The following is a 17,801-nucleotide window of genomic DNA, read 5'->3' as shown; positions in this document are numbered from 1 at the left end:
TACGGGATCTTCGTGCTTGGCTACGCCGCGGCATGGGCGTGGCGCGTGCCGCACAAAGTCGCCGCCCCCTGCGCGCTGATCGGCACGTCGAACTTCTTCGAACTGGCGGTCGCCGTGGCCATCGGGCTTTTCGGCCTGAACTCCGGCGCGGCGCTGGCCACCGTGGTCGGCGTCCTGGTCGAGGTGCCGGTGATGCTGAGCCTCGTCGCCATCGCGAACCGGACGCGCGAGAGGTTCCCGGCATGAGCATCTTCCCGGTCGTGATCCATCACAATCCCGACTGCGGCACGTCCCGCAACGTGCTCGGGATCATCCGCGCCGCCGGGTACGAGCCGACCGTCATCGACTACCTGACGGAAGGCTGGACGCGTCCACAGCTTCTGGCGCTGTTCGCAGCCGCCGGACTCACCGCGCGCGCGGCGCTGCGGGTCGCGCGCTCACCGGCCGAGGAGATGGGGCTGACGGCGGCGAACGTCACCGATGGCACCCTTCTCGAGGCGATGACGCGCCACCCGATCCTTGTGAACCGTCCGATCGTCTGCACGCCGAAGGGCGTCAGACTCTGCCGCCCGTCCGGGACCGTCCTCGACCTGCTCGACAGGCTCCCTCCCGGCCCGCTGGCCAAGGAGGACGGCCAGTTGATCATCGACGCCGAAGGAAACCGGATTGCCTGACCCCCTGACCGACCTGACCACCCCGCAGATCGACGAGGCGAGTTTCGGGCCTGTCGACCACGACCGGCTGCAATCGCCCGCCATCAGCACCCATCCGCCTCGAATCCTGCTGCTTTACGGCTCGCTCCGGGCCCGATCCTTCAGTCGGCTGTCGGCCGAGGAAGCCGCCCGCATCCTGACGGGGCTCGGGGCCGAGGTGCGGTTCTTTAATCCGTCTGGCCTGCCTCTCGTCGATGACGGGGTGGATGCCACCCACCCGAAGGTCCGCGAGTTGCGCGACCTCGTGGCCTGGTGCGAGGGCATGGTCTGGTCCAGCCCGGAGCGACACGGCGCCATGACCGGGCTGATGAAGACCCAGATCGACTGGATCCCGCTGTCCGAGGGCGCCGTGCGCCCCACGCAGGGAAAGACGCTGGCGGTGATGCAGGTCTCGGGCGGCTCGCAGAGCTTCAACGCCGTGAACCAGATGCGGCTCCTCGGGCGCTGGATGCGGATGCTGACCATCCCCAACCAATCCTCCATCCCCAAGGCGTTCCAGGAGTTCGACGAGGCGGGACGGATGCGCCCGTCGCCACTTTACGACCGCATCGTGGATGTCATGGAGGAGCTGGTGAAGTTCACGCTGCTCACGCGGGACCGGAAGGCTTATCTCGTGGACCGATATTCGGAGCGAAAGGAAACCGCGGCCGCGCTGATGAAGCGCGTGAACCTCTCCTCCGCCACCTGAGCGCGCTGCGGTCTCCGCCAGCCCGCCGGCGCCGCCTCATGTCCTTCTCAAGGCGAGAAGAGCGACAAAGGAGGCAACGCCGATGCGCGGCGGCGATTTCGGGGTCGCTGGGCGTGCTGCTGAAGACGAGGTCGTGGCGATTGACGATGGCGGGGCCGCGACCCACGGCGACGGCGGGCGCATCGCCGCCCAGCCTTTGCATTTGGCGCACGGCGGCACGGCCCATTATGCAGCACGTAAACCTGGGCCCGGCGAATGCCGCCATGGGCGTACTCAACGCTGGCGCCGCGCGGGTATTTGCAGTGCCTCAGGAGCCGGGGGCGCTGCCATCGGCCAATGTCTGTGACCGTCCTGCGCCCTTCGCGCGGTAGAGACGCGCGTCCGCAAGACGCAATACGGCGTAAAGATCCGGATGATCGTCAGGCCATGTCGCAAGGCCGGCACTGAACCGCACCTCGAGCCCGTCGAAGGCGGCGCACTCGGGCATCCGGAGCACCGTGTCCCGCAGGCCTTCGAGCCGATCCGCCGCTTCGGCCTTGCTCAGGCCCTCCGCGGTGACGATGAACTCCTCGCCACCGAGGCGGTAGATCCTGTCCCTGGCTCGGAAGCTGCCGGCAAGGCGCTCGGCGAAGGCGGCCAGCACGATGTCGCCCGCGTCGTGGCCGAAGGTGTCGTTGATCGACTTGAAGTGATCCAGATCGATCGCGGCCACCGTGACGAAGCTCGGTGCAGGCAGATCCTTCGCATAGAGGATCGAGAGGTCTTCCTGCAGGCTGCGTCGGTTGCGCAGGCCGGTCAGCGCGTCGGTTCGCGCCTCGGCCCGCATCCGCCTGTTGTGCAGCGTCATCTGCGCCGCGCGCCGCGCGGAGACCTCCAGCGCTGTCTCCAGCTTGCGCTGCCGTTCCAGCCGGTCGGTGATGTCGGTCAGCGCCAGAACCCACCCCATGACGGGGTACTGAAGCCCCATCGGTCGGTAGATCGGCCGTGGCAGTGCCTCGTAGCTTCGGTCTCCGATCTCGATCACCTGCACGGTGGTCCGTTCCGGCTGTCGCATCAGGGTGCGCAACAGGGGGCCGAACCCCGGAGCGTTCTCGAGTTGACGTCGCGCCGCGGGATCGATGCCGAAGTGCTCCTTCGCCCGGGCGTTCGCGCCGAAGACCTGCCCGGTGTGGGCGATGATGAGATAGGCGCTCGGCAGCTCGTCGAAGACGAGATCCCGAGCGATCCAGGACAGGTCGAAAAGTCTGTTCACGTTGATGAGCCAGGCGTAGACGACAAGGACGCCAGCGAAGAGAAGCGGCGTTGGATCGAACCCGGCGATCGTCACGTTGCGCGTGACGTAGAGCACGTTGCCGGCCAAGGGCAGGACCATGAGCACGAAGAGCGCGGCAAAATGGCCGCGGTAAGGCGCCTGTGAAACGAACGTCCCGACCGCCAGCAAGCCGGCAGCGGTGGCGAGGCAAGCGTACAGATAGGTGGCCGCGACGAAGAAGAACGGCCCGTACTCGTACACGATCGGCGCGCCTGGCGTGGCGTCGCGCGGCCCCGTGCCGGCGGCGTAGAACATCTCGTGCAGCGGATTGGTCGCCGCGAGCGCGGTCACCACGAGCGGTGCGCCGACCAGCAGCGCGATCTGCCCGACGGGCAGCGGGCCGGTGCGGCCGCTGGCGTAACGGTAGACGAAGAGAACCCAGGCGGTCGGAAGGAGCGCGATTCCGGGATAGGCGAGCGTCGCGAACAGGAGCTTGCATCCGGCGGGTTCGACCGAGAGCTCGAGCGCCGCGGCGCCCAGCCACCACACGAGAGCCCAGTTTGCGATCGTGAAGAGCCGCTTGCCGTAGAAATGTGTCGAGCGTCGCAGCCAAAGCAGGAAGACAAGCGCTCCCACCATGACCCCGGCGACTAAGAGCGCAAGCGCCTCGGGCGTCGCCGTTGCCAGACAGCCAGCCAGTCCCCGCTCCATGCCCGCTGCTCCATCTGATGGGACCGAGACGGCCCGCCGCCGTGGCGGCCTCGGAAAGTCCCGTGTTGCAGGTGCAATACATCGCGGTTCTGCAAGACCCGCGCAGGAAGGTGCCGTATTCCTGTTGCACGGCGCGGTCCGGTCTGCCCGTCGCGACTGTTGCCCTTTTGCGCCTCCATGTCACGGATGCAAGGGCGAAAGCCTCGCAGTATCGCAATATGTCTTCGTTTCGGGTAGCCGGAGATTGCAACCGCTTTCGCTTTTATGAGACGCGATGCGCCAAGGACACAGTCTTGCTTCGATGGTCTTCTCTCTCCGAAGGGCTAATTCAAAGGGCCGCGTGGACGGTCCGGGGCCTCGTGCCGCTCGTCGCGGCTTTCCTGGCCGCCTGTACCGGTGACAACCCCGGGTTGACCGACCTGCAGCGCGGCGTCGCCCGGACCGAATGGGTGACCGTGACCTCCGAGGATGCCTGGCTCAACCTGCCGCAGACGCGGCTCGTGCTGGAACGCCGCTTTGCGCGGATCTCCGAACAACGCCTGTTGTTGCCGAACCACACCGCGCTACCGGGCGACAACTTCGTCTATCTTCGGGCAGAGGCCCCCGGTTTTCTGGCCGACGCAGGCAGGCTGCGGCTGCAGCGCGTGCTCGCGCAGGCCGGCGGCCTGCCCCCGCCGTTCACACAGGCCGAACTGGATATTCTGCGCAGCGACGAGGACACGGCAGGCACGCTGACCTGGGCCGAATGGGCAAGCGGTGCGGGCACGACCTGCGTTCTGGCGATACGCCGGTTCGATGTCGGCGACCGGCTGCTGCCCGGGCGCGCCGTCGCGCTCGACATGGTGATGCGCAACTGCGTGCGCGGCGACGTGGGCGAGGCACTTGAGCCCGCAGGCCCCCGGAGCGTCGGGTTTCCCGCACCCGAGGGCATGGCGGGCGGCGCCCCCGTGCGCACCCTGTCGCCGCTGGCGGCACCCGCCTCATGAGCCGCGGGCGCACATCGCGCTCGGCCACGGCGCTGGGGGTGCTCTGGATCGGGCTGCTTGTGCCCATTGTCGTGCTGGCCAGCACGCCCACCTCGACGGCGGTACAGGGGCTTCTGGGTATCGCGGCGGTGGTCGCGGTCGCGCTGCTCAAGCCCTTCGCCAGACGCCACCTCGTGCCCCGGGTGCTTCTGCTGGCGGTGGCGAGCGTGCTGATCCTGCGCTACTGGATCTGGCGGGTGCTGGAGACGTTGCCATCACCGGATGCCCCGGCCTCCTTCGCCGCGGCGCTCCTGCTGCTGACCGTCGAAACCTATGCCATCGCCGTCTTTTTTCTGACGGCCTTCATCAACTCTGATCCGACGGAGCGGGCGCTGCCGCGTCGGGTGCGTGCAGCGGATCTGCCCACGGTGGACGTGCTGGTGCCCTCCTACAACGAGCCGCCCGAGATGCTGAGCGTCACGCTCGCCGCGGCCAGGAACATCTATTACCCGCGCGACAAACTCCGCGTCGTGCTCTGCGACGACGGCGGCACCGACCAGCGCTGCGCGCATCCGGACCCGAAGATCGCGGAAGCTTCGCGCGCGCGGCGGGCCGAGCTTCAGGCGATGTGCGCCGAACTGGGCGTCATGTACACGGCGCGCGCGCGAAACGAACGCGCCAAGGCCGGCAACATGAGCGCCGCTCTGGAAAAAATCGATGGCGATCTCGTGGTGGTGTTCGACGCAGACCACGTGCCGAGCTGCGACTTTCTTGCCCGGACGGTGGGCTATTTCGTCGAGAGCCCGCGCCTGTTCCTGGTCCAGACGCCGCATTTCTTCATCAGTCGCGACCCGATCCAGCGCAATCTGGGCCTGCCGGATGCCTGCCCGGCGGAGAACGAGATGTTCTACGCCCAGATTCACCGCGGCCTCGACCGCTGGCGCGGCGCCTTCTTCTGCGGCTCCGCTGCCGTTCTGCGGCGGGCCGCGCTCGACGAGGTCGGAGGCTTTTCCGGAGAGACGATCACCGAGGATGCCGAGACCGCGCTCGACATCCACTCCCGGGGGTGGGAGAGCCTTTATCTGAACCGCGCGATGATCGCGGGACTGCAGCCCGAGACCTTCGCCTCGTTCATCCAGCAGCGCGGTCGCTGGGCCACCGGCATGACCCAGATACTGCTGCTCAAGAACCCGCTCTTCCGGTCCGGCCTCTCGTTGCTGCAACGGTTGTGCTACCTGAACTCGATGAGCTTCTGGCTGTTTCCCCTGGTGCGGCTCAGCTTCCTGATCATCCCGCTGTTCTACCTCTTCTTCGGGCTCGAGATCTTCGTCGCCACGGGCGAGGAGGTGCTGGCGTACATGCTCAGTTACCTCTTGGTCAGTTTCATGGTTCAGAACGCGCTTTTCGCGCGCACCCGCTGGCCGCTGATCTCCGAGGTCTACGAGGTCGCGCAGGCGCCCTATCTTGCCACGCAGATCTTCAAGACGATCCGCCGCCCGCGCGCCGCGACGTTCGCCGTGACCGCGAAGGACGAGACGCTGAGCGAGGATTACATCTCGCCCATCTACCGGCCGCTGCTGTTGCTGACCGTGTTGCTGGGCATCGGGGTTGCCGTCGCGGTCGCGCGCTGGATCGCCTTTCCCGGTGACCGCACGGTGGTGGAGGTCGTGGGCGGCTGGGCGCTGTTCAACTTCCTGCTCGCCGCGCTCGCCCTCCGCGCCGTGTCGGAAAAGCGGCAGCGCCGCAGCGCGCCGCGGGTGAGCACACGGGTCCCGGCGTCCGCGTGGTTGCCCGACGACACGGACATGGGGCCGGAGCTCGAAGTGGTCGTCACCGACGCCTCGACCAGCGGCGCGCGGCTTCAGTTCATGACCGCACCGCACGGCACGCCGGCCGAGGCACGGCTTTCGGACCTCGGGCCGGGCGCGCGGGTCGTCTTCCAACCGCACTTTCCCGAGGCCCCGGACCTCGAGCGCGAGATCGCTGCAGAGGTAAGGGCCGTCGCCCGCAGTCCGGAAGGCCCTGCCGCGGGCATCCACCTGCTGCCGGATCAGCCGATGTCCACGCGCGAGGCGGTGGCCTATCTCATCTTCTCCGACAGCGAGGCGTGGCGTCACCTGCGCGAGGACCGGACACGTGCGCGGGGTCTCGCATCCGGGCTTCTCTTTGCATTCGGGCTCAGCCTGTCCTCTATTCCCCGCACGTTCGCCGATTTCATCCGCGAACCGGCACGCCGCCGCCGCGCCGCGACCGAGCGTCGGGACGAGGCGGTTCCGGTGCATCTTCTGGCCTTCGGGGCGGACTTCGCCGTGCCCTCCGCCACCGCGCCGCGCGCGCGCAGGTCGGGCCGAGAGGGTCTCGACTTCATCCTCGACGAGGAACACCCGCGGTGACGCGCCGCCTGCCGCCTTTCGGGCGCACGCTCGCCGTGGCGCTCGTGGCGGGCCTCGCCAGCCCGGTGCACGCACAGATCATCCCCCTCGATCCGCCCGAGGATCAGGCGCCCGCGCCGCCCGAGGATGCACCGCCACGCTCCACTGCGCCGCGCGATCCTGCGGATCGCGGCCGCACGCAGGGTCCGGCGGCCGACACGCCGGCGCCCGAGCAGCGCGCGCAGCTGGTCCCGCTCCGGGCCGCCGAACCGCGTATCGAGAGCGGCCCGATCCGCAGGCTGGCCGGCGAGGCAGCGACGGCGCGCTTCGTCCTCTACCTGCCGTCCGCGCCGGGGGAGACGGAACTGGCGCTCGTGCACCGCTCGGGCATCGACGCGCTGCCCGAGCGGTCGCGGCTCGCGGTCAGGGTCAACGGCACCGACCTCGGCACACTGGCGCCGGACAACTTCGAAGGCTTCGCGCGCGATACCCTCGCGGTACCGGAGGGGGGTCTGCGCGCCGGGCGGAACGAGGTGACGATCATCGCCCGCCATACGCACCGCGTCGCCTGCGGGCCTGACGCGGCCTTCGCCCTGTGGACCGAGATCGACCCGCGAGCGAGCGGCGTGAGCCTGCCCACAGAGAGCTTCGGCACCGACGCCGACGGGTTTCTTGCCGCGATCTCGGCGCAGGCAGCACGCGGCGCGCCGATCCCCATCAAGCGGCCTGACCCGCGGGCATCGCTCGTCGAGGCGGCGCCCTTCATCGCCGAGGTCGCGAGGTCGCTGGGCGGTACGCCGCCGGCTGTCGAGAGCGTCGGCTACTGGCGACAGTCGGCCGGACCGCCCGACCTTGCGCGCATCACGGCGCTGCCGCCGGGCCGGGGCCCGGATGAGCCGCGGTTCGCGCGCGGCGGCGACGGGGCGCTCGTGCTGCTGCTGGAACAGGGCACGGACTATGCTCAGGTCAGCGCCGGTCTGGCCGATGCCGCGGACGGACCGGATCAGACCGGCCTTGCGGTCGCCACGCCGGGCAGCGCCCAGGCGCTCTCGGACCTCGGCGCCGGGCGGTTGGTGGGCGAAGGGCGCTACATCCGCATTCCGGTCGACTTTCGCCTGCCGTGGGACTGGGTGCTGCTGGCCTCGCAGAAGGCGCGGCTCGATCTCGACTATCGCTTCGCCGAGGGGCTGCCCGAGGGCGCGCTGCTGCTGGTCAAGGTAAACGGCACGACCATCCGTCTTCTGCCGCTGGACCGCGACGGCGGGCGCGCCCAGCCGACGCTGCCGATCTCCTTCGGGGCGCGCCTGCTGGAACCGGGGGTCAACCGGCTGGAGTTCGAGGCGCTGATCCCGGGCGATCCGCCGGACGCGGCCTGTGAAGAGCTCGACGGCCCGGTGCTTGAAATCTCCAGGGGCAGCCAGCTCTTCGTGCCCACCTCGCCACGCATGTCACTGCCATCGCTCGACCTGTCCCTTTCCGCGCTTGCAGGCACCGATATCGTGCCGGGCGACGAGGCATCGGGCAGCCTGCCGCCCGGGCTATTGCCGCAGGTTGCGGCTGCGCTCGCTGCGCCCGGCGGATCCTCGCCGGACGACCCGCTCCCGCGCGCCAGGCTGACGGTCGGCACGCCGAGCGACCTTTCCGGCATCGAGGCGCCGCTGGTGCGCGACAACCTGCGCGCCCTGAACGCGGCGCTGGACGGGGTCGCGGAGGGGGCGGGCGCGCCGGTGTCGGCCGCGACCCCCTGGGACGAGGTAAGCGAGGAGGGTGGCTGGTTCGGCCTGCCGACGCCCGGCGAGATCGCGGCGCTTCCTGCGCGGCTGGCCGGCGCGCTGGAGCGGCTGGCGTTCGGCGAGACGGTCGAACTGGGCGAGTGGCTGACGCAGCGCGAGGCGCAGGCAGCCCTGTTGCAGCCGGACCCGGACCGGCCCGGCGATATCTGGCTGGTCCTCGGGCGCTCCGCGCGACCGGACGAGATCGTCCGCGCGCTCGCCGGCAGTCGCGACAGCCGTGACGGCCCGTCCGGGCAGGTCGCACTCTACGAAGAGGCGACGGGCTGGGTCAGCTGGACCGCCCCTGACCGCACGCTGAAGTTGCACGAGCCACTCAAGCTGTCCAATCTAAGGGCGGTCATGGGGAATCACGCCACCCTCGCGCCGCTCGGCTACGTCGCAGCGATCCTTGCGCTGACCGTTCTCTCGGCCCTTGTGGCCATGGCAATCCTCGTTCTCACACGGAGGAACGACGAATGAGACGGCGGCACTTTCTGGGAATTGCAGCGGCTGCGGCAACCGCCGGGCCTGTCCTGGCCCAACCGTCCGGGGCGGAGCACCCGCTCTGGCCCCTCTGGACGGCATGGCGCGACGCGCATCTGGACTTCAGCGGCCGGGTTGTGGACGCGCCGCAAAGGGGCGCAAGCCACTCGGAGGGGCAGAGCTACGGCATGTCGATCGCCGTCGAGGTAGGCGACGAAGACGCTTTTCGCCGCATGGCCGCCTGGACGCAGGAAAACCTCGCCATCAGGGGCGACGCGCTTCTGGCCTGGCGCTGGCTGCCCGACGTGCCGGAACGGGTGCCGGATCTGAACAATGCCAGCGATGGCGATCTCTTCCATGCCTGGGCGCTGCTGCGCGGTGCCGAGCGGTTCGGCCATGCTGCATGGCGCGACCGCGCGGCGGCGGTGGCGTCGGACCTGGTGCGAAGCTGCGTCGCCTCGCGCCCCGATCGACCGGGGCAGCCCATACTGCTGCCGGCGGCAGAGGGTTTTACCACGCCCGACGGCGTGATCGTGAACCCGTCCTACATGATGCCGCTCGCAATGCGCGAGGTGGCGGCAGCCACCGGGCAGCCCGAGCTCGATCGCGCGGCCACGTCGGGCCTGTCACTGATGTCGGAGATCGCGCAGGAGGCCGTCGTTCCCGACTGGCTCGAACTGACGCCCGAGGGACGACGGGCGCCGTCCGGCTTCTCGCATGACGCGGGATACGAGGCGCTGCGCGTGCCGCTCTTCCTCGCGTGGTCGGGCGAACACGGGCATCCGGCACTGGCGCGCGCCGCCGACGCGATGGCACGCGCGCCGCAGGGGCTGTCCGCGACGGTCCTCGACGCGGAGACGGGCACGGTGCTGGAGACCAGCGGCGATCCCGGTTACCGCGCGGTGGCGGCCTTGTCGCACTGCGCCGCTGAGGGCGGTCCGGGCGCGCCGATCCCGCCCTACAGCCCCGCTCAACCCTATTACCCCTCGACCCTGCACATGTTCGTCATGATGGCCCAGATCCGGACGTTGCCCGCATGCCTGCCGATTTGACCCCCGGCCTGCGCGCCGCCGCGCTCGCCCTGGTCCTGTCGCTCGGTGCCGCGGGCGCCGCCGCGCAGGAGCCCTCCGAAAGCGACCTTCAGGCGCTGCGCTTCTATCTCGAGCAGGACAACGAAGAGGCGGTGACCTCCGAGCTGCGGCGCCTGCAACGGGCCTTCCCGGACTGGACGCCGCCCGAGGATCTCGAGGACCTGTCCGGCCCGGCCGGGCCCGATTCGATCGACCGCATCTATGCCCTGATCGCGGACGGCGACTACGAGGGCGCCCGGCAGCTCATCGACGAGACGGACCGTGCCTTCCCCGACTGGTCGCCGCCGGCCGACATGCTCACGCTGCTGAGCGTGTCGGAGGCGCAGAGCGAATTCGACGCGGCGGTGGCCGCCGACCGGGCCGAGACCGCCATCGGGATCGCGCGCGGGGTCCCGGCGCTCCTGTCCTGCGAGCGGGCGAACAACGCCTGGGAGCTGGCACGGATGCATCTGTCGCTGGGCGAAACCGACCGCGCCCTGTCGATCTACCGATCCGTGCTGCGCACATGCACGGCGCCCGATATCCTCGTTGCCACGCTGGAGAAGGCCGAGGCCGTCGCCACCCTCTCGGAACTGGCCGAGTTCTCCGACATCGCGCAGGCGCAGGCGCCGGAGGCGACGGCACGCCTGCGCCGGACCGAGGACCGGCTGCGCGCCGGCCGGCAGGCCGAGCCGCGCTGGGGCAACGGCGAGCGGAGAATAGACCTAGACGGCGAGGCGACGGAGGCGCAGCGCCCGACCGCCGGCGGCACAGGGCCGGAGACGAGCCTGCGGCCGGTCGACCGGCCCGATACGCTGACGCGCAGGCCGGCGTCCGCGCGGCGGACACCCGCGCCGGAGACCACGGCAGCGACAGGCGCATCGCGTGCCGGAAGCGGTAGCCTGACCGGGATCGAGGCTGCCGCCGAGAGGGGGGACTGGACGCAATGCCTCGCCCTTTCGGCCGGATCGTCGAACATTCGGGTGATCTACCAGCGCGGCTGGTGCGCCTACAACGCCGACCGTCCGATGGAAGCCGTCGCCGCGTTCCGCCAGGCGGTCGAGCGGGCCCCGAGCGCCGAAGTCCGGACCGACGCAAGCTTTGGTCTGCTTCTGGCGATGTTGCAGCTCGACATGACGGAACAGGCCGCGCGGGTCGCCGCCTCGGCGCCGCTCCGCCAGGCCCAGCGGATCGAGATCGAGGGGCAGATCCTGAATCAGCGCGGTGTGCGGGCCTACCAGCGGAGGGACTTCGCCCGCGCCATCGCCTTTTTCGAGGAGCATGAACGGCTGACCGGTGTCACGCGCCGCGATCTCGCGCTGCTCAAGGGCTACGCGCTCCTGAATCTCGGCGAGCGCAGCGCCGCGCGCGAGATCTTTCTCGACCTGCATTCGCAGCTCGCAACGCCGGAAACGCGGCGCGCGTTGAGCGTCCCCTGACATGCCCGCCGCATGCGGGTCGTTTCAGACAGTGCGATCGCAGAACCTCTGGTCCGGGAACTCGGGGCTCGCCGGCCCACGCATCCGGGCATTCTCATTCGACTTCGATCTTCGCATCGGAGGCGTGTTGTTCGTGGATTTCTGGGAGGAGGATGTGAACCGTCGTAGAGCGTCCGGTTTCAATCTGCGTTCGATCAAGATCCAGCGCCTGTTTCAGGCACTTGAGGGCGCTCTATGGGGTGGAGCAGTGATTTCGCCCTTGAAGCTTGATCCAGCCGAAGCAGGTGATCGCGTCCAGGCATCAAGCGGTGGCGAAGCCCTCCAGTTCAATCGACGAATTTTTTGGATCTCAGTCTCCACGATCTAGAGCGCATCGCGTTTAATCGGTCTTGTATCCTGCGGCCTTGAAGAAGTCGTAACAGTCCTGCTCGCTGAACAGGTCGCACACATGACTGAGGACCGCGTCCGGCAGTTCGGCGATGAGCCGGCGCGTCTCGGCTTCCGTGCGTTGCGCAATGACCTTGCCGATGTCGGGTTGGAGGGTGATCGAACTCCGGTGCCGCCTCGACGATCTCGTGGCCCTGCGCTGCGAGGATCCAGCTACACCTTCGCCTGGGCCAGCCTCACCCAGACGCTGCCCGACTGGATCGAGGCGCAGGTCCGTGCGCTGAAGCTCTTCGGTGGCGTGCCCAAGGCGCACCAGCGTCACGGCGGGATGACGCCGGAGTATCTGATCCTGCGCGCTGGTCGCGTCGGCCAACATGTCGCCATCCTCGTCGAGTTCCTCATGCGCGACAGGCCGCACCCCGAGCAGGGATATCGCTCAGCCCTGGGGGTGCTGAGCCTCGAGCGCAGGTTTGGCCGTGACCGGCTGGAGGCCGCCTGCGATCGGGCGCTGACCGACAACACCGTCAACTACGTCTAACATCCCTAACGACCCGACAAGAAAGGATTTTTGAAGATCTCCGCGAGAGTTCGGCGAAGGCATCTAGTAGGAGCCGCGCATGACCCCATTGGCTTCTGCAGGTGCCAGCAGGAACTGTGACACGTCGCTCGGGATCGCCTCGTGATCCGTGGGATAGGCCCCCAACTGCGCCGCCTCCCTGCGCAGATCGGGCGGCGCGTCGATGCGTTCCAGGACGATGCGCGAACTCAAGGGCTCTCGCATGGCCGCCGCCGAACAGCCGCTGATGATGCCGAACATGTAGCTGTGGCCATTGGCATAGGTCGGATAGAGAACGGTATGGGTGATCTCGTTGCGGCTGAGATGCTCCCAGCCCGTCAGGAAGATCCGCTCGCGCAGGAAGCTCGCGATGCCACGATACTTGAACAGGGTGGCGCGCCGGCGCCGGGTCGCGGCCGGATGCAGCCGTTCGATGCAGCGGAAGAACCCGATGCCCGCATCGACCTCGATCTTCAGAAGCGAGCGCAACACGAAGCCCCGTTGCGAGAACGACATGTAGTAGCGGCGGTAATACCCCTCGTAGTCGCCGATGCGCTCGTCGTTGGCGTCGAACACGGCCCGCAACTCGGAGAACGCGCGCGACACGGCCAGGGCCTCGGTCTGGGCGCCCGCGCCGAAAAAGGCACGGAACTCGGTGGTCGGCCAGTCGAGCATGGCGGGCTCGATCTCGAAATGGTCGCAGATCTTGCGCCGGATGCGGTCGGACGGGCGCACCGTCTGGGACAGGTACTTGTTGAACTGCTGACGGTTGATTCCGACCACTGCGCAGAACTCGGAAATCGAGCGATACCGGCTGGTGAGGAAGCGGAGATTCTCCACCAGCCGGGTCGGTTGCGTGCCTGTCATGTGAGCCGAGCCCGATTCTGGCGCTGTATGAAGCACCATACTGCGTCAGTCAGCGTCAGAAAGCGACCCACAGCGCAATTGTTGCCCCGATTCCACCGCATAGACTGGGTTCGTCGTACTGGCACAGGGGGGCCGCCATGTCATCCATCCAGCGCAACCTCGTCGGCATTGTCGGGGCGCTCGCGTTCTGGGAGGCCATCGTGGCCATCGGGCTGATCGACGCCTTCCTGTTGCCCCCGCCGAGCGCGGTCGCCATGGCGATCGTGACCTTGCTGGAAGACGGCTCTCTCGTGATCCACGCGCTGTCGAGCCTGCAGAGGGTCATTGGCGGGTTCGCGCTGGCCGTCGTCGTGGGCGGCGTGCTCGGATTTGCCACCGGCTGGTTCAAGCCGTTCGCGGACTTTGCCAAGCCCACGATCGAGGCCATCCGGCCGATCCCGCCACTGGCCTGGATCCCGCTTGCCATCGTCTGGTTCGGCGTCGGCAACGCGCCGAGTTATTTCCTCGTCTTCATCGGCGCGGTGTTTCCGGTCTTCGTCGGCACCTATTCGGCGATCCGCGCGATCGACCGGACCCAGGTCAACGCCGCGCTCTGCCTCGGCGCGGGACCGTGGCTGTTGTTCCGCGACGTGCTGGTTCCGCCGGCCCTGACCATCGTGTTCCCGGCCATGCGCATCGCGCTCGGCATCGGCTGGATGTGCGTGGTCACGGCCGAACTGATCGCGGCGCAATCGGGCCTGGGCTACCTGATCCAGCAGAGCCGTCTTCTGTTCCAGATCCAGAACGTCGTGGCCGGCATGGTCGTCATCGGCGCCATCGGTTTTGCCATGAACGTGGTGATGGAGCGCATGGAACGTCGCCTGAACCACTGGAACCACGGGGAGCGGAACGGATGAACCTGCGCGTCGAGGCGAAGATGAGCGACATCCCCGGCACCGATGCGGCCCCGGTGCAGATCCGGGTCCGGAACCTCAACAAGATCTTTCCCGGGCGCCGCGGCGACGGCGAGGTGGTTGCGCTGAAGGACGTCGATCTCGACGTGCGGCGGGGCGAGTTCGTGACGCTGCTCGGTCCTTCGGGATGCGGCAAGTCCACCCTCCTGTCGATCCTCGCCGGCTTCGAGCGGGCCACGAGCGGCGAGGCGCTGCATGACGGCGCGCCGATCACCTCCCCGGATGCGCGCCGCACCGTCGTGTTTCAGGATTACGCGCTTTTCGCCTGGAAGACGGTGCAGGAAAACGTCGAGTTCGGGCTGAAGGCCAAGGGGATGAAGCGCGCCGAGCGGGCCGCGGTCGCGCGCGACCTGATCAATCGCGTGCGCCTGACGGGCTTCGAGGACAAGTATCCGCACGAGATCTCGGGCGGCATGAAACAGCGCGCCGCCATCGCCCGCGCGCTGGCGCCCGACCCCGAGATCCTCCTGATGGACGAACCCTTCGGCGCGCTCGATGCGCAGACGCGCGTGCTTCTGCAGGAAGAGGTCGCGCGGCTCTCGAGCGACAGCGGCAAGACGATCCTCTTCGTGACCCATTCCATCGACGAGGCGGTGTTCCTCGCCGACCGGATCGTGGTGATGAGCCCGCGTCCGGGCCGGATCCGCACGGAAATCACCGTGCCCCTGGCAAAGCCCCGCGCGCCCGAGGTGCGCTCCGATCCATGGTTCGTGCAGACGGTGCGCGAGCTCTGGGAAACACTCAAACCCGACTGGCAGAAGGAAATGGACGAATGATCAGAAGAGCCCTCCCCGCCCTCCTGGCCGGCCTGGCCGCGCTGGCGGCAGGTGCGGCCAGTGCGACCGACGCGGTGCGCATCGGCTACATCCCGACGACGACCGTGCAGGCGCAGATCGCCCACACGCTCGACCGCACCGATATCCTCGCGAACAACGATCTCGAGGGCGAGCTGATCCTGTTCAACTCCAGCCCCGCCGTGAACGAGGCGCTGGTCTCGGGCGCCATCGACATCGGCTTCGCCTCGGACTTCGCCGCGATCACGGTGATGGCCTCCGGCGCGCCCGTGGTCGCCATCGGTCATCAATCCGCATTCCGGGGCGCGATCATGTCGACGACGCCCGAGATCGACGCCCTCGACAAGCTCGCCGGCACGCAGGTCTACGGCCTGTTCGGCGTGACCGTCTACCAGTCCGCCATCGAAATGGTCCAGGAGGCCGGGCTCGAAGCCGGCAGCGACGTGTCCTTCGTGAATATCGGCTTTTCGGAACTGGCCGATGCCGTGCGCGCTGCCCAGGTCGACGCCTTCTTCACCTGGGACCCGTGGATCGCGTTTTTCGAGAAGCAGGGGGTCGCCACGACGCTCGGCGAGGACATCGCGCCCACCATGGTCATCATGGCCCGCAGCGATTTCGTGGAGGAGAACCCCGAGGTCGTGAAACGCTTCCTGCGCGCGCATGCCGAGGCGCTCTACTGGGCCGGTCAGAACGCCGAGATCACCAACGAGTGGTTCCGCATTCCCGAAGCCGCGCGGCAGATCGACGTCGACGTGATCGCCACGGCGAGCGACTTCGACCCGAACTGGACCGCGGAGAGTTTCGAGGACATCCGCATCGGCTTCTCGTCCGAGCAGGTCGAGCGCCTGCGGGTCCTGTCGCAGTTCACCGTGGATAACGGTCTCGCCCCCCGGCTGGCCCCGATCGACAGCGCGGTGATCACGGATCTCGGCGATGCCGTGGAGACCGCGAAGGCCGACGCCCCCTTCGACGCCTCGGCCGTGCAGGTCCTCGAGCCCTGACCCAGCCTGCGCGCCCCCCGGTGGGTCTCACCGGGGGCGCAATCCTTTTTGCCCCGAAAACACGAGGACGCCTCAGATGATCCCGCAGGCCGAAGATCGGGTGTTGCCCGCTGACGATATGGCGGACTGCGTGCGTCGCGCGACGGAAGAGGCGCTTGCAGCAAGTGCCACGGCGGACCACGTCTTCACGTCGCTCGACCCCGAGGTGATCGCGCTGCAGGCCCGCCACGCGAGCGAACGCGCGCGCGCCGGGTTGCGCCTGTCCGGGATCGACGGGCTGCGCATCGCGATCAAGGACAATTTCGACGTTCAGGGCCAGCGCACCGGGATCGGTTTCCGGCTGTCGGGCACCGAACTGGTCTCGCGCACCGATGCGTGCGCCGTCGCCCGCCTGCGCCGCGCCGGCGCGATCCTGTTCGGGCGGACGAACATGCCCCCCCTGGCGTTCAGCGGGCTCGGCCTGAACGCGCATCTCGGCACGCCGCGCAATCCCGTCGATGCCGACCGCATTCCCGGCGGCTCCACCTCCGGCGGCGCCGTGGCGGTGGCGCGCGGCCTCGTCGATGCGGCCCTCGGTTCCGACACCAGCGGGTCGGTCCGCATTCCGGCGGCGTTCTGCGGTCTGGTGGGCTTCAAGCCGACGCACGGGATCGTGCCGGTCGACGGCGTCGTGCCGCTGGCGCCGAGCCTCGACACGGTCGGCACGATCAGCCGGACCGCGCTAGGCTGCGCCGCGCTGCATCGCATCCTGACCGGTCGCGCTGTGCCGACGCCGCCCGCGAGCCTCGCGGGCCTGCGCATCTTCACGATCGAGGACGGCGCCGAGGATCGCGACGCCCGCGTGGCAGCGGCCTTCGACGCGGCCCTGCGCGAGTTGCGACAGGCCGGCGCCCTGATCGACGGCGGGCCGCTCGAGGCGGCGCAGACGTTAAGGCCCGTCGCGGAACGCGGCGGTTTCGTGGCCGTCGAGGCACATGCCGCGCATGGCGACCTGCTGACCGCGTCGCGCGACGTCCTCGATCCCTTCATCGCGGCGCGGCTGCGCGCCGGCGGCGACTGGACGGCCGACGCGTATCTTCAGGCCGTCGCAATCCGGGCCGAGGCCACAGCGCAGGCTCAGGCGCTGTTCGACCGGGTCGACATCGTCGTCCTGCCCACGGTCTGCCGCGTCGCGCCGCGCCTTGCCGAGGTGGCGACCGACGCGGAAAGGCTGTCCGTCAACCGGCAGGTGATCCGCGACACGATGCTCGCGAACCTCCTCGGCCTCTGCGCGATCAGCCTGCCCATGACCGGCGACGGGCTGCCGGTCGGTCTGATGCTGATGGCCCGCGCCCATGACGACGCAAGGCTCCTGTCGCTCGCCGCCGGGATCGAGCCCCTGATCCGGGATCTGTGATCCATCGCACCCGCGCGGGCGGCGTTTCCCGCTTGGAAGACGCCACATCGCGGCGCATACTCCGAGACCGAGGCTTGTTCCATGCACGATCATCCCCATCACGACAACGATCTCGACGAGATGACCGCCCGCGTGCGGGCGCTCGAGTCCATCCTCGTGGAGAAGGGTCTCGTCGATCCCGCCGCGGTGGACGCCATCATCGACACCTACGAACACAAGGTCGGGCCGCGGAACGGCGCGGCGGTCGTGGCGCGCGCCTGGAGCGATCCGGAGTTCGCCGACTGGCTGCGCGCGGACGCGACCGCGGCGATCGCCTCGATGGGCTTTGTCGGGCGGCAGGGCGAGCACATGGTGGCCGTGTTCAACACCCCCGCCGAGCACA

General features: G+C 68.8%; 16 protein-coding genes and 1 pseudogene. 15 read left to right on the top strand and 2 right to left on the bottom strand.

The window, feature by feature from the left end; genetic code table 11:
• The 3 genes from ACLFOB_RS09225 to arsH form a co-directional block, all read left to right on the top strand.
• On the top strand, positions 1–246 hold a 246-nt coding region (locus ACLFOB_RS09225), incomplete at its 5' end, for an arsenic resistance protein (RefSeq protein WP_410925907.1).
• Complete coding sequence (locus tag ACLFOB_RS09220) at positions 243–674, top strand: arsenate reductase family protein (RefSeq protein ID WP_410925906.1); 432 nt, start codon at positions 243–245, stop codon at positions 672–674. The genes ACLFOB_RS09225 and ACLFOB_RS09220, both read left to right, overlap by 4 nt.
• Entirely contained in the window at positions 667–1,401 is a 735-nt protein-coding gene (gene arsH, locus ACLFOB_RS09215; protein WP_410925905.1) for an arsenical resistance protein ArsH, read from the top strand. Before ACLFOB_RS09220 ends, arsH begins: the two co-directional genes overlap by 8 nt.
• Before the next feature lie 307 nt (positions 1,402–1,708).
• Here the strand turns inward: arsH and ACLFOB_RS09210 are convergent, their stop codons facing one another.
• Entirely contained in the window at positions 1,709–3,364 is a 1,656-nt protein-coding gene (locus tag ACLFOB_RS09210; RefSeq protein ID WP_410925904.1) for a histidine kinase N-terminal 7TM domain-containing protein, read from the bottom strand.
• Between the two features lie 62 nt (positions 3,365–3,426).
• On the opposite strand from ACLFOB_RS09210, the gene ACLFOB_RS09205 reads away from it, so the two are divergent.
• From ACLFOB_RS09205 to ACLFOB_RS09175, 7 genes and pseudogenes are all read left to right on the top strand, one after another.
• Positions 3,427–4,350 (top strand): hypothetical protein, encoded by a 924-nt coding sequence (locus ACLFOB_RS09205; RefSeq protein ID WP_410925903.1) that lies wholly within the window; start codon positions 3,427–3,429, stop codon positions 4,348–4,350.
• On the top strand, positions 4,347–6,722 hold the full coding sequence (gene bcsA, locus ACLFOB_RS09200) for a UDP-forming cellulose synthase catalytic subunit (protein ID WP_410925902.1): 2,376 nt from the start codon (positions 4,347–4,349) through the stop codon (positions 6,720–6,722). Before ACLFOB_RS09205 ends, bcsA begins: the two co-directional genes overlap by 4 nt.
• The gene (locus ACLFOB_RS09195) at positions 6,719–8,953 is read left to right on the top strand and encodes a cellulose biosynthesis cyclic di-GMP-binding regulatory protein BcsB (RefSeq protein WP_410925901.1); all 2,235 of its coding nucleotides are present in this window, start codon (positions 6,719–6,721) and stop codon (positions 8,951–8,953) included. The genes bcsA and ACLFOB_RS09195 overlap by 4 nt, the downstream gene beginning before the upstream one ends.
• Positions 8,950–10,008, top strand: coding sequence for a glycosyl hydrolase family 8 (locus ACLFOB_RS09190; protein ID WP_410925900.1), 1,059 nt, complete (start codon positions 8,950–8,952; stop codon positions 10,006–10,008). The genes ACLFOB_RS09195 and ACLFOB_RS09190 overlap by 4 nt, the downstream gene beginning before the upstream one ends.
• Positions 9,993–11,465, top strand: coding sequence for a tetratricopeptide repeat protein (locus ACLFOB_RS09185; RefSeq protein ID WP_410925899.1), 1,473 nt, complete (start codon positions 9,993–9,995; stop codon positions 11,463–11,465). The genes ACLFOB_RS09190 and ACLFOB_RS09185 overlap by 16 nt, the downstream gene beginning before the upstream one ends.
• 133 nt (positions 11,466–11,598) lie before the next feature.
• Positions 11,599–11,832, top strand: a complete 234-nt coding sequence (locus tag ACLFOB_RS09180; RefSeq protein WP_410925898.1) for a hypothetical protein — start codon at positions 11,599–11,601, stop codon at positions 11,830–11,832.
• Positions 11,833–12,150: 318 nt separating this feature from the next.
• Positions 12,151–12,384: pseudogene (locus tag ACLFOB_RS09175) on the top strand (IS21 family transposase); the annotation flags it as partial.
• Positions 12,385–12,453: 69 nt separating this feature from the next.
• Here the strand turns inward: ACLFOB_RS09175 and ACLFOB_RS09170 are convergent.
• Positions 12,454–13,275, bottom strand: coding sequence for a hypothetical protein (locus ACLFOB_RS09170; RefSeq protein WP_410925897.1), 822 nt, complete (start codon positions 13,273–13,275; stop codon positions 12,454–12,456).
• A 137-nt stretch (positions 13,276–13,412) separates the two neighbouring features.
• Between ACLFOB_RS09170 and ACLFOB_RS09165 the strand changes: the two genes are divergently transcribed.
• From ACLFOB_RS09165 to ACLFOB_RS09145, 5 genes are all read left to right on the top strand, one after another.
• Positions 13,413–14,171: an ABC transporter permease gene (locus ACLFOB_RS09165; protein ID WP_410925896.1), complete on the top strand. Its 759-nt coding sequence runs from the start codon at positions 13,413–13,415 to the stop codon at positions 14,169–14,171.
• Positions 14,168–15,004, top strand: coding sequence for an ABC transporter ATP-binding protein (locus ACLFOB_RS09160; RefSeq protein WP_410925895.1), 837 nt, complete (start codon positions 14,168–14,170; stop codon positions 15,002–15,004). The genes ACLFOB_RS09165 and ACLFOB_RS09160 overlap by 4 nt, the downstream gene beginning before the upstream one ends.
• Positions 15,001–16,023, top strand: a complete 1,023-nt coding sequence (locus ACLFOB_RS09155; RefSeq protein ID WP_410925894.1) for an ABC transporter substrate-binding protein — start codon at positions 15,001–15,003, stop codon at positions 16,021–16,023. The genes ACLFOB_RS09160 and ACLFOB_RS09155 overlap by 4 nt, the downstream gene beginning before the upstream one ends.
• 103 nt (positions 16,024–16,126) lie before the next feature.
• Entirely contained in the window at positions 16,127–17,419 is a 1,293-nt protein-coding gene (locus tag ACLFOB_RS09150) for an amidase (RefSeq protein WP_410925893.1), read from the top strand.
• Between the two features lie 81 nt (positions 17,420–17,500).
• Positions 17,501–17,801 (top strand): nitrile hydratase subunit alpha (locus tag ACLFOB_RS09145; protein WP_410925892.1); only part of this gene is annotated, 301 nt, incomplete at its 3' end.

Origin of the sequence: Rhodosalinus sp. (assembly GCF_046542825.1) — a bacterium.
Lineage (GTDB): Bacteria > Pseudomonadota > Alphaproteobacteria > Rhodobacterales > Rhodobacteraceae > Rhodosalinus.
This window is presented reverse-complemented; position numbering and strand designations above follow the sequence as displayed.